The 12,518-nt window shown below is 66.3% G+C and carries 10 protein-coding genes; 6 read left to right on the forward strand and 4 right to left on the reverse strand.

Annotated features, from left to right (window positions below):
* Positions 1-17: 17 nt before the first annotated feature.
* Positions 18-1,358, reverse strand: coding sequence for an FAD-binding oxidoreductase (locus tag AC1C2T_RS07340; protein WP_495384787.1), 1,341 nt, complete (start codon positions 1,356-1,358; stop codon positions 18-20).
* Positions 1,359-1,559: 201 nt separating this feature from the next.
* On the opposite strand from AC1C2T_RS07340, the gene AC1C2T_RS07345 reads away from it, so the two are divergent.
* Entirely contained in the window at positions 1,560-2,498 is a 939-nt protein-coding gene (locus tag AC1C2T_RS07345) for an RNA polymerase sigma-70 factor (protein ID WP_495360918.1), read from the forward strand.
* 63 nt (positions 2,499-2,561) lie between these two features.
* On the opposite strand, the gene AC1C2T_RS07350 is transcribed toward AC1C2T_RS07345, so the two are convergent.
* Together AC1C2T_RS07350 and AC1C2T_RS07355 are read right to left on the reverse strand one after the other, a co-directional pair.
* Positions 2,562-3,572: a DUF2804 domain-containing protein gene (locus AC1C2T_RS07350; RefSeq protein ID WP_495360917.1), complete on the reverse strand. Its 1,011-nt coding sequence runs from the start codon at positions 3,570-3,572 to the stop codon at positions 2,562-2,564.
* Positions 3,569-4,951 carry an MFS transporter gene (locus tag AC1C2T_RS07355; RefSeq protein WP_495384788.1) on the reverse strand — a complete coding sequence of 461 codons (1,383 nt, stop codon included), beginning with the start codon at positions 4,949-4,951 and terminating at the stop codon, positions 3,569-3,571. The genes AC1C2T_RS07350 and AC1C2T_RS07355 overlap by 4 nt, the downstream gene beginning before the upstream one ends.
* A 105-nt stretch (positions 4,952-5,056) precedes the next feature.
* On the opposite strand from AC1C2T_RS07355, the gene AC1C2T_RS07360 reads away from it, so the two are divergent.
* Complete coding sequence (locus AC1C2T_RS07360; RefSeq protein WP_495384789.1) at positions 5,057-6,922, forward strand: glycoside hydrolase family 2 protein; 1,866 nt, start codon at positions 5,057-5,059, stop codon at positions 6,920-6,922.
* A 17-nt stretch (positions 6,923-6,939) separates the two neighbouring features.
* On the opposite strand, the gene AC1C2T_RS07365 is transcribed toward AC1C2T_RS07360, so the two are convergent.
* Entirely contained in the window at positions 6,940-8,043 is a 1,104-nt protein-coding gene (locus AC1C2T_RS07365) for a LacI family DNA-binding transcriptional regulator (protein ID WP_495384790.1), read from the reverse strand.
* A gap of 250 nt (positions 8,044-8,293) precedes the next feature.
* Between AC1C2T_RS07365 and AC1C2T_RS07370 the strand changes: the two genes are divergently transcribed.
* The 4 genes from AC1C2T_RS07370 to AC1C2T_RS07385 all read left to right on the forward strand — a co-directional run bounded on the left by AC1C2T_RS07370 (position 8,294) and on the right by AC1C2T_RS07385 (position 12,517).
* Entirely contained in the window at positions 8,294-9,601 is a 1,308-nt protein-coding gene (locus tag AC1C2T_RS07370; RefSeq protein WP_495384791.1) for an ABC transporter substrate-binding protein, read from the forward strand.
* Positions 9,602-9,605: 4 nt separating this feature from the next.
* Positions 9,606-10,526 (forward strand): carbohydrate ABC transporter permease, encoded by a 921-nt coding sequence (locus AC1C2T_RS07375; RefSeq protein ID WP_495384792.1) that lies wholly within the window; start codon positions 9,606-9,608, stop codon positions 10,524-10,526.
* Positions 10,523-11,416 (forward strand): carbohydrate ABC transporter permease, encoded by an 894-nt coding sequence (locus AC1C2T_RS07380; protein WP_495384793.1) that lies wholly within the window; start codon positions 10,523-10,525, stop codon positions 11,414-11,416. Before AC1C2T_RS07375 ends, AC1C2T_RS07380 begins: the two co-directional genes overlap by 4 nt.
* Before the next feature lie 66 nt (positions 11,417-11,482).
* Positions 11,483-12,517: a DUF2804 domain-containing protein gene (locus tag AC1C2T_RS07385; protein ID WP_495384794.1), complete on the forward strand. Its 1,035-nt coding sequence runs from the start codon at positions 11,483-11,485 to the stop codon at positions 12,515-12,517.
* Position 12,518 lies beyond the last annotated feature (1 nt).

Consider the following 12,518-nt stretch of genomic DNA (forward strand, 5'->3'; position numbering starts at 1 on the left):
ACGGCGGGCTCTTGTTGCTACTGGGGTCGGACGTTGTGGTTGGATGCGAAGAGGTTGCCGGGGTCGTACCGACGCTTGATCGCCGCGAGTCGCTGATACGTCTCGGGCGGGTAGATCGCCGCGACATCCGCCTCGGTTGCTGAAGCAAGGAAGTTCGCGTACGCGCCGCGCACGCGAGATCCGAGCCGTTCCCAGATCGCTTCCAGAGCGGGCCGAACGGCCTCGACGACCGGCTCCGGGCCGGCAACGGCCGTCACGAACATCAACTCCGCCCGGCGATGCGCATACGCCGTGGCGTCGTCGGGAACGCGGGAGACCGCGCCGCCGACGCTTCGAATGGAGATGGACGGCGACCACTCCGCCGCCGCGATCTCTGCAAGCAACTGCAGCACATCCGATACGGATTCCCGGTCGACGAATGCGCTTCGAGTGACGAATCGGATGCCGGGCGGTGGCGTCGCGCCGTCCACGAGCGTGTCCGAATACGGCGTCAGTGCGACGGTGTCGTCGATCATCGTGCCGAGTTTGCGAATCGGTTCGATCGCGCGAGCGGCGCGCTCCGGGTCGTCGCTGTCGAACGCGACCTGTATCTCGACGGGTGCTTCGGATCCGCCGGCGAATGGATTGGCAAGACTCGCATGGGAGGTGAGCTCTTCGGGAGCGGTTCGCAGGTAGTCCGCCCATCCCTGCAGGACGATCGCAGCTTCCGATGCCGGGAAGCGGATCCTGCCGTAGAACACAGCCGTCGTCGGATGCGCCTCGAACTCGAAGGCGGTCACGATGCCGAAGTTGCCGCCGCCACCACGAATCGCCCAGAACAGCTCGGGGTTCTCCGTCGCGCTCGCATGCACGAGCTCGCCGTCGGCGGTGACGACATCGGCGGCGACCAGGTTGTCCAATGCCAGACCGTACTTCCTGACCTTCCAGCCGATGCCGCCGGTCAAGGTCAATCCGCCGACTCCGACGCTCTTGGTGTCGCCCGAGGAGATCGCCAGACCGTGCGGCGCCAGGGACTTCGCAACGTGACCCCAGGTGGCACCGCCGCCGATCCGAACGAGGTGGCGAACCTCGTCGATGACTTCCACGTTCGCAAGTCCGCCGAGGTCGATCACGATGCCGTCGTCGTTCGTGCTGAAGCCCGGGAATCCGTGGCCGCCTCCTCGCACAGACAACGGGAGGCCTGCACTGGCGGCGAATCTGACGCCCGCTTGCACGTCGCCGACGCCATCGGGCCGCAGTACAACGGCCGGGCTCCCCGGCACGAACATCGAGTGGCGCGTCGATTCGTATTCCGATTCGCCTGGTTGAATGAGGTCGCCGACGGACTCACGGCGAAGAGTTTCAAGTGCTGAGCTCATCGGAGCTTCCTTTCATGGCGAGGGCTTCTCCTCGCGTTCCTTGATGAACAGGCCGTTGGGACGTGCGTACGGCGTGCTGATGAACATGAGACGCCGCCGATCCGATCCCTGTGACACACTTCGGCTTCATGACCTCCGATGTCACAAAACGGCGTGGCCCGGCGTCTGATGAATGACACGTGAAAGCGAAGAGGAGCACCGATGGCCGAGACGTCCGAGACATCCGAGACCGCCGACGAAGATTTCCCGCGTGGTGTGAGTGCTCACCGGCGTCCAGATCCTGCGACCGAGGTGTTTCTCGCCCACCGCAATCTGCTGTTCACCGTCGCATACGAGATGCTCGGCTCGGCGGACGACGCTGAAGACGTCCTCCAGGAGACGTGGCTGCGCTGGGCAGGCGTCGACCACGACAGCGTGCAGAATCAGCGTGCGTACCTGGTGCGGATCGCCACGCGCCAAGCGCTCAGCAGACTGCGATCACTCGGTCGCCGCAGGGAGACATACATCGGTCAGTGGTTGCCGGAGCCCCTGCTGACCGCGCCCGACGTGGCCGACGACGTCGCGTTGGCCGAGAGCGTCTCGACGGCGATGATGCTCGTGCTGGAGACACTCACCCCGACCGAGCGGGCGGTGTTCGTGCTGCGAGAGGTGTTCGACGTCGAGTACGACGAGATCGCCGGAACCGTGGACAAGAGCCCGGCCGCGGTGCGTCAGATCGCGCACCGGGCGCGGGCGCACGTCGCAGCGCGTCGACCCCGTGTCGTCGTCTCCGCGGCCGAGACCCGAGGCGTACTCGATGCGTTCCAGAAGGCGATCGAGACCGGCGAGTTGCGGGGTCTCCTCGACATCCTCGCCCCGGATGTCGTGCTCGTGGGCGACGGCGGGGGAGTCGTGCAGGCCTCCCTCTCGCCCATTGTCGGCGTCGACGGAGTCCTGTCCGTGATGGGGAGGATTTCGGCCGCAGCGTCGCTGCAACAGGCGCAGGTCAACGGCCGGCCGGCGTTGATCATCCGACTCGCCGGCGAGATCGACACCGTCATCACGCTCCACATCGAAGACTCCCGCGTCGTCGGGCTCTACGCGGTGCGCAATCCCGAGAAGCTGTCCCGTCTCGACGAGGAGACCGCGCTGCGCCGCTGAGTGCACGCCGGGTCGAATGGACCGGACCTCGAGTGGAATCTCACAAGCGGCCGTGACGGCGGCTCACCATCGGTTCCTGACGTCTTCGGCCCACCCGAGCAGGCCGCTCACCTCGAGTGGCCCTGCAACCGTGGGCACTGTGCCGCTGTAGTGCCCGAAGCACTGGTGGCCGGCGGTGGAGAGGATGCCGAGCTTCGTCGAGCTCACATGATCCCAGAACGGCGTGAAGGTCAGATCGAGGTTCGTGCCGCGGATCCGCCACGGGCGCAGCCAGTCGTGCTCGTCGTAGATCCAGTCGAGTTCTTCGCTGATCTTGTGGAGGCGCCCGTCGAGCACCGTGGCGTTCTCGGTGATTCCGGTGCCATCGGTCCAGCGGCCGCCGAGCTGAAGCCCGACGGTTCGTCCGTCGACGGTGCCCGATGCGGCACCCCAGTTCCAGTGCACGCGATACGGCCAGCGACCCCGACCGTGGTCGACGACGGCCCAGCTCTCACCGGCGGGCAGCGCGATGGTCTCGCCCTTCACCGTGAGCGTGCCGCTCGCCGGGCGGGCGACGTCTTTCACCGTGTACTGGAAGCGGCGCCGTGACCACGGCACGACAAGGGCGAGCCGCTCGTGTCCGGGTGGCAGGGCGGCGAGGATCTCGAACGAGACATCCGCGGTCTCGCCGCTGAGCAGTGTGCCTTCGGCGGTCTCTTCGATGTCGATGCGGAGCCCGCGGGCTCGGGCGTGGGCGGAGCCCGAAGCGAAGGTTGCGGGAAGGTCGGCACCGCGACCGAACGGAACCACGGCACCGCGTTCGATCGTCTCGCCTGTGCGCCGGTCGTGCACCATGATCGAGGGCACGGCCGCGTAGTCGAGAGACGACACGGTTGCGGCGATCAGGTGAGTGGGCGAAGTCACCGCCCAGTACTCCCAGCGCTTGTTCCGACCCCACCCCGACCGGCCACCGATGCCGGCGGTGTCGTGCAACGGCGTGCGGGTCCAGCCGACTGCGCGTGGGTTGAGGTCGCCGTTCGGCAAGCAGAGGGCGACGGGATCGGTCAACTCGGTTTCATCGATCGGCTTGCTCATAGTCGGGCTCCTGTTCCTTGAGTCTTGCGCACTGCGCGGGAGCGGAGCGTCGTGAAGACCGGCACCAGGACGAGCACCGCGGCCGCGGCCAGGAAGATGCCCGAGCTGGGAACCGGCCGGACCTGCCCGAGCTCCACGAAGGTCTCGCCGCCTCCGAGAATGGCGGCGGCGCCGATGAACGGGCCGATCACCATGGGCACCATCACGCCCAGCAGCATCCGCAGGCCTTGCACGGAGCCTGCCCGCCCTGGCGGCGTTGCGTCGCGGGTGAGAGCTGAGACGGCGGCGAACGAGGCCATCATGCCCGCCATCATGATCGTGGCTGCGATCGCCACCGCGACGAAGTCGCGAGTGAGCCACGTCGCCACGAGCCCTGCCGCGAAGAACACGACCGCCGGGATGAGGAACCGCTCTTTGCCGATTCGATCCATCACCCTGCCGCCGATGACGCTGAGCACGGAAGCGGCGATGAGCGCGATGCCGAGGAGGAGCGCGTAGTCGTCGATCTGGAGGGTGCGCTGGATGTAGATGATGATGTACGGCAGGAACACCTGCGAGCTGATGCCGATGACCGCCCACACCGCGAGCGTGAGGTACAGCACCGGCTCTGCGCGGATGACCGACGGGCGCAGTCCGCGAATCGTGCCGGCGAGAAGGCCTTCGGTGTGACGGATGTCGCTGGGCTTGTCTCGCACGAGGAACCAGGAGGCCACGCCGACGACCAATGTGACGGCGCCGACGATTCCGAAGAACAGTTTCCAGTCGCCGTTCCGGGTGAGGCCGTCGAGGGCGCCGAACACGAGCAGCATCGCGATCAGCGGCATGATGGCGAGGACGCCGTCGACCCGCCCTCGGTTCGCCGGCTTGGTCGTATCCGTGACCCAGGCGTTGAACGCGGCGTCGTTCGCCGTCGAGCCGATCGCACTCATCACGCAGTCCAGCACGATAACGCCGACGAGCGCGGCCAGCGCAACGGCCGGGGCGGCTTCGGCGCCCTCGGGCACCCCGACGAAGCCGAACGCCATCGTGCACAGGCCCCAGAGCACGTAGCCCCCGGCGATGAGTGAGCGCCGCTTTCCGCGACGATCCGACCAAGCCCCTGCGACCAGTGTCGCGATCGTCGCGGCCACCGCGCTCAGGGCGACCATGACGGCGATCGCCGTCGGGTCGGAGGTGATGGTGTCGTAGACGAACACGTTCAGGTACAGGTTCTCGACGGTCCACGCGAGCTGACCGGCGAGCCCGACGGTCACGACCGCGACCCAGTTGCGCGGGCCGAACCGAGTCGACCTCTCGAGCAGCGCGGCCGGTCCGGGGGAGGTGCCTGCAGTAGACGGAGCGTTCGCGGCATCGCCGACGGAGCGCGGATCTCGGGTCACTACGTCCTCGCCATTTCCACGTTGAAACCACTGACGCTCGACTCTAACGTGACACGTAGACCGTGTAAAGTTGCCCGCATTTCAACGTTGCAAGTGAGGAACGCCTTGGTCATTCGCGCCCGTCATGACCCTGCGGTCTCCACCGACCGCCGCACACCGTGGGCGGCCGCCCTCGACCGCACCCGCCCGCTCCCCGAATACCCCCGGCCCCAGCTTGTTCGCGACAGCTATCTCAACCTCAACGGGGTCTGGCGATACGCGATGACGGATGGCGCTGCGCCGAGCGTGTGGGACGGCGAAATCGTCGTGCCGTTCTCTCCGGAGGCGGCGCTCTCCGAAGTGGGTCGGCGGCTGCTGCCCGGCCAGACGCTCTGGTATCGCCGAGAGCTCGCGCTGCCCGACGGGTTCAGCGGCGGGGCCGACGAGCGACTGCTGCTGCACTTCGGGGCCGTGGACCAGGACTGCGAGGTGTTCGTCGACGATATGCCGGTCGGTACGAACAGCGGTGGATACTGGCCGTTCGCAATCGACGTGACGGAGCACCTCGGCGACGGGCAGGCCCACGTGCTGACCGTCGCGGTCACCGATGAGACCGACGCCGGGTTCCGTTCACGGGGCAAGCAATCCCTGAAGCCCGGGGGCATCTGGTACACCCCGCAGTCGGGCATCTGGCAGACGGTGTGGTTGGAGGCGGTCCCGGCGGTGCACGTGCAGCGCCTCGACATCCGGCCGCTGCTCGAGGAGCGAGTCGTCGAAGTGACCGTGCATGCGAACGCCGGTGCGGAGGCGGAGGCGGTGGTCGGGGTCTTCGCCGGCGACGTCCATGTGGGGGAGGCGCGCGGCCCCGCAGGCACGGCGCTGCGGATTCCGATCCCGGATATTCGCCCATGGAGCCCCGAAGACCCGTTCCTGTACGACCTCGCGATCTTGCTCGATGCCGATGAGGTCACGAGCTACTTCGGGATGCGCTCGTTCGGGGTCGGTCCCGACCGAGCTGGTGTACCGCGACTGCTCTTGAACGGGGAGCCGTACTTCCAAGCGGGAGTGCTCGACCAGGGGTACTGGCCCGACGGGCTGTACACCGCGCCGTCCGACGAGGCGTTGGTGCACGACATCCGCTCGATGAAGGAGCTCGGTTTCACGATGCTCCGCAAGCACATCAAGGTGGAGCCGCTCCGCTGGTACCACCATTGCGATCGGCTCGGCATGCTGGTCTGGCAGGACATGGTCAACGGCGGACGGGCGTACAACCCGCTGGTGATCACGGCCCCGGTGCTGACGCCGGTGCGACTGAACGATCGGCGGCACCGAGCCTTCGGGCGACAGGATGCCGCGGGTCGGGCGGAGTTCGGCCGGCAACTCGAGCAGACGGTGCAACTGCTGCAGAGCGCGACGAGTATCGCATGCTGGGTGCCGTTCAACGAGGGCTGGGGGCAGTTCGACGCGCTCGACGCGGTCGAGCGGATTCGGGAGCTGGATCCGCACCGGGTGATCGACCATGCAAGCGGCTGGCACGATCAGGGCGGTGGCGATGTGCGCAGCCTGCACGTGTACTTCCGCCCGATTCGTCCCGCGCGGAACTGGGCGAAGGATGGACGGGCCGTTGTCGTGTCGGAGTACGGCGGCTACAGCCTCCGGCTCGACGGTCACGAGTTCAGCCGGCGCGAGTTCGGATACCGCAAGATGAGCACGAGGGAAGCATTCACCGCGGCGTTCGAGACGTTGCACCGTGACGAAGTGAGGCCGGCCATCGGGCGCGGCCTCTCAGCGATCGTCTACACGCAGCTGTCCGACGTCGAAGACGAGCTCAACGGTCTGCTCACGGCGGACCGCTCGGTCGTGAAGGCCGAGGCGGCGCGCGTGCGGGCCGTTCTGCGGGAGTTGCGCGACGAGTTCGACCGTCAGACCCGCGCCGCCGCGACCGCCGATTCGCCGGCCACCGAGTCTTCCGGCGACGGGCGGGCGTCGTAGTGCGGGAGGGCTTCTGATCAGGGTCGCGTTTCGCTCGAGGCACGTCGCACGAGCGAATACGGTGCGGTGTACGACGCCGGCGCGGCTTCGGGCTGATCGAGCCTTCGAAGGAGCGCAACGACTGCGAGGCGGGCGATCTCGTTGAGGTCGGGTGCGATCGTGGTGAGCGATGGTGCAGCGTATGCGGCTTCGGCGGTATTGTCCCAGCCCACCACCGCGATCTGGTCGGGCACGCCGATGCTGGCCTCGCGAAATGCGCGGAGGGCTCCGATCGCAAGCAGGTCGTTGGCGCAGACGAGTCCGTCGATCTCCGACAGGTGCGGGATGAGTTCTTTCGTGCGCTCGTATCCCTCTTCGCGGGAGTAGTCGCCATCGGGGTGGAGCTGGTCCCACCTCGAGACCTCGATGATGTGCGTGGGATCGACGGTCAGCGAATGCGTTTCGAGCGCCAGCTCGAAACCGCGGATTCGCAGGTCGGCGGGTGCCGCGCCGATCGTGCCGGCAGGCACCTTGCCGAGGAACGCGAGTCGACGCCGGCCCGCGTCGATGAGGCAGGTGGTGGCGTCGTAGGTGGACTGCACGTTGTCGACCACGACACTGTCGATCTCGGCGCTCCGGAAGCGCTCGCCGAGGAGCACGAGCGGCGTCTCGCCCCGTTCGGCCTCGAACCGCTTCAGGTCGATGGAGAGCGGACTGAAGAGGATTCCATCGGTCAGGATCGTGCGGAAGCCCGACGCGACGCGAAGCTCCCGTTCGAGCAGTCCTCGCGTCTCGTCGATGACGACGTCGTAGTCGAAACTCTCGGCCTCAGCGACCACCGCGTGAGCCAACTGCGCGAAGTACGGATGCGAGATGAACGGCACCGAGAAGGTGAGCAGCTTGCTTCTGCCGCTTCGAAGTTGCCGCCCCGCGAGTTGGGGGCGATACCCCAGCTCTCGGATCGCCGCTTCCACTTTCGTTCTCGTGGTGTCGCTGATGTATTTGTGCCCGTTGACGACGTTCGAGACGGTGCGATACGAGACGCCGGCGACCGCCGCGACGTCTTTGAGCGTCGGCAGGCCGGCCCTCTTCGGGGTGGGGATTTCAGGAGTCCGTTCCACGATCACATCGTAGTGACCCATGTTGCAACGTTGACAGAAGCGATTGTTTCAACGTTGCAATATCCCGTTCCGTCTGCTTGAGTGTGTCTGCGGCCGCCGCCGGGCGAGAACCCGACGTCGCGAAGTCGAGGAACATCCGATGCGCACCACACTCGGACGCTCCGCACGAGTCGCCGCGCATCCATTCAATGACGAGGAGATGAAGAGCATGGCTCAGACAGATCGGAGGCGTCCGCGGAAGCGCGCGACGTTCCTCGCAGGAGTGACTCTCATGTCGATGCTTGCCTTGACGGCATGCAGCGGATCGGGCGAGGCGGCGACGACGGACGGCGGCGGCGTCGGCACCGCCGACGAGCACGTCGAGATCACGATGATGTCGAATGACGCATTCGCCCAGCAGTGGCAGGAGCAGCTCGTACCGGAGTTCAACAAGGAGTACCCGTACATCGACGTCACGATCGACTCGATCCCGTACACCGAGCTGCTCGCCAAGGGCCTGCTGAACGGCACGGACACGGATCCCGAGTACGACCTGATCACGCTGGACGACCCGTGGACGCCTCAGCTCGCCGAGGCGGGCGTGCTCTACGAGCTGAAGGATGACGCCGACCAGTGGACTGATGCCGAGTACGACTGGGACGACTTCAACTCCGCACCCCTCGCCTCGAGCGAGTGGGAGGGCGACCAGTACGGGGTGCCGCTCCGCTCCAACATGCTCCTCATGATCTACAACAAGGACCTGTACGCGCAAGCCGGTCTCGATGCGCCCACCCCGGAGCTCACGTGGGACGAGTACATGGAGCAGGCTCCCGAGCTCGTGCAGGACACGGACGGCGACGGCAAGGACGATTCGTGGGCGGTCGGCCTCACCTGGGTGCGCGGCGTGCTCTCGCCCCCCTTCTGGCAGGCCGCGCTCAACGCGGACGCGGGAAGCCTCTTCGACGATGAGCTCGATCCCACCTTCGACACGAAGGACGGAGAAGAGGCGCTGCAGATGCAGGTGGACCTGCTCGAATACGCACCCCCGGGAGCCAACACCTACAACTACACCGAACCCCTCGACGCGTTCCGCCAGGGCAAGGTCGCCAGCATCTTCACGTGGGGCAGTGCCTTCAAAAGCGCGGCCGTCGACCCTGAGGTCACCACGCTCACCCCGGACCAGGTCGGCATCCAGACGATGCCCGTCGGCGACGCGAGCGCGAGCACGCACCGCGGCATCTGGAGCGGGTCGGTCTTCAAGAACTCGAAGAGCCCCGAAGCCGCCTGGACGTTCCTGCAGTGGATGAGCTCCAAGGAGGGCGAAGTGTGGACCACCAACGCCCTCGGCTCCTTCCCCGCTCGCAAGTCGACGCTTGCCGCCACCCCGACCGAGGAGTGGCTGGTTCCGGTGTTGAGCACGCTCCAGGAGGCGTACGACGTCGCCGCCGAGGGCGAGATGTGGCGACCGCGCACTCCCGAGTCGAACGCGATCCAGGAGATCCTGGCCGATCAGACGAGCGCAGCAGTCGAGGGGCAACTGTCACCTGCGGAGGCGCTCGAAAAGGCGAGCACGCAGATCGACGAACTGCTGCAGAAGTAGACGCATGAGCATCGAACTCTCGAGAAGCAACACCACGGCACGACTGCGGTCACGATGGCGCGACATCTCCAGCCGGTGGATGTTCATGCTGCCCGCGACGTTGCTGCTGGTCGCGGTACTGGCGTACCCGTTGATCTACACACTGCAGATCAGCTTCTCGGAGTTCGATCTCGCGTCGTTCGCTCCATCCGGGTGGGTCGGCTTCGAGAACTACACGGCGGCGTTCAAGAACGAGACCTTCCAGAACTCGTTGGTCGTCACCGGCATCTACCTCGTGCTGGCGTTGCCGATCCAGATCATCCTGGGGTTCGCCATCGCGTACCTGATGAACGCCGAGTGGAGGGGGCGCGGAGTGATCCGCGCACTCTTCCTCATCCCGATGGTCGTGGCACCGGTCGTCTCCGGCGGCATCTGGAAGATGATCCTCGACCCGCTCTGGGGCGGCGTCAGCTGGTTCCTGGGGCTATTCGGAGTCCCCCCGATCGACTGGTTCGGAGACGCCACGATGTCGATGATCAGCATCGTGATGATCGACACGTGGCGCTCCGTCCCGTTCGTCGCCCTCATCGCCTCGGCCGCGCTGCTCGCGCTGCCGAAGGACATCTTCGAAGCGGCGAAGGTCGACGGGGCGAACTGGTGGCAGACGCTTCGCTCCGTCAGCCTCCCGCTGCTCGCACCGATCATCGCCGCGACCTTCATCGTGCGATGGCTGGGCGCGGTGAAGATGTTCGACGTCGTGCTGGCGACGACGAATGGCGGGCCGGGCGAAGCCACCAATGTCGTGAACCTCTACATCTACCAGCAGGCGTTCCGCCTGCTGAAGTTCAGCGAATCATCCGCCATGGCCGTGATCGTGCTCGTCATCACGATGATCCTGACCTTCGTCTTTCTCTACGGCAGCAAGAAGCTGGAGGACCGACTGTGACCGCGCTCAGCACTCGGCAACGGGAAGAACAGCGAGTCGACTCGCCGCCACGCCGCCTCGCCACGGGTCGGCCGCGTGGGGAACGCGCTCGCATCTGGTCTGGCGTGATCATCTGCGTGCTGTTCCTCCTGCCGCTCCTGTGGATGCTGCTGACGTCGTTCAAGGAGCAGCGCGACATCTTCACGATTCCGCCCACGATCTTCTTCGAACCGACCCTCGACCAGTACTTCTGGGCGTTCGAGCGAGGCGATCTCGGGCCGAAGCTCGTCAACACCATCATCGTCGCGCTCGGCGCCGGAGTACTGTCGCTCTTCGCCGGGGCGATGGCCGGCTACGCGCTGTCGAGGCTCAAGATCAAGGGCGCTGCGACGATCGGCGTGCTGATCCTCGTGTCGCGCGGTGTGCCGCCGATCGCCCTCGCCGTGCCGATGTTCCTGGTGGCGCGCACGCTCGGCATCACCGATACGCACATCACGCTGATCCTCGCCTACTGCTCGTTCGTCATCCCCTACGTCATGTGGCTCATGCGAGGATTCTTCCTCGCGCTGCCGAAGGAGCTCGAGGAATCGGCGATGCTCGACGGTTGCTCCAGAATGGGCGCGTTCTTCCGCATCATCGTGCCCATCTCGGCACCGGGCCTGATCTCGACGTTCATCTTCAGCATCATCCTCGCCTGGGAAGAGCTGCTGTTCGCGCTCGTGCTGACCAACCGCAACGCGACCACCATTCCGGTGGCCATCGCGGGCATGGCCGGTGACACCGAGAACGGCGCGAACTGGGGAGCGTTGTCGGCCGCCGGCATGCTGACCGTCGTGCCGGTCGTCATCCTGGCCCTCATCGTGCAGAAGTGGCTGATCCGCGGCCTCGCCGACGGCGCCACGAAGGGATGACGCGGACGTGACCAACCAACGCCGGCCCCGGCGGAAGAGATACCAACGATCGAATGGAGAACTGAAGTGAGACTCCCCCTCAAGGAAGTCATGCAGGGCGGGGAACGCATCACCGAGCGGGAGATCATCTCGCCGGTCGACCTCTGCCTGGACTCGGGCCGGCTGAATCCCGATGCCGTCGGGTGGACCCGCACCGCGCTCCACCGCACGAAGCTGCGGGGGTGGGGGCGGAACAAGCGCTTCGAATACTGGTCGATCGTCACACCCACCCTGATCTTCACCATGAACATCTCCCACCACGACTACCGGGCGAACGTCTCGGTGACGCACATCGATCGCACCTCGTACGAAGAGATCCGGCAGGGCGGAAACACCTGGTTCCCGCGCCGCGGCGGGCTCAAGGACACTCAGGTCGGCGAGCCGATGGAGGCGTCGCGCAAAGACGTCGTCGTTCGCATGACCCCGGCGGGAGACGGCACCGTGCTGCACGCGAGGTCGGCCCGCATCGAGGTCGACGTGCGGGTGGTCGCCGAGGAGGGCCACGAATCCATGGGCGTCGTCGTGCCGTGGAGCGACACCCACTTCCAGTACACGAAGAAGGACAACTGCCTGCGCGCCGAGGGCCACATCGTGGTCGACGGCGTCACGCACGAGATCGATGCCGCCACGTCGTACGCCGTGCACGATCGGGGTCGCGGACGCTGGCCGTACTTCACGTTCTGGAACTGGGGCGCCGGCAACGGGCGCACCGCGAACGGCGAAGAACTCGGTCTGCAGTTCGGCGGCAAATGGACCGACGGCACGCCCTCGACCGAGAACTGGGTGCGCATCGGCGGACGTCTCTCCAAGATCAGTTCGCATCTCGACTGGCGTTACGACCCGAACGACTGGCTCGCGCCGTGGTCGTTGCGGGGTCCGGGCGTCGCCGTCGTGTTCACGCCGCAACGCCACCTCAGGCACCTGTTCGACCGCTGGATCGTCAAGAGCCGAGGCGACACGTGCTTCGGTCACTTCTCAGGGGTCATCGCCCTCGATGACGGCGACATCGTGGAGTTCGCCGACGTCTTCGGCCACGTCGAGGAGGTCGAGCGGCGGTGGTGAT

Source organism: Agromyces sp. Y558, assembly GCF_059445415.1.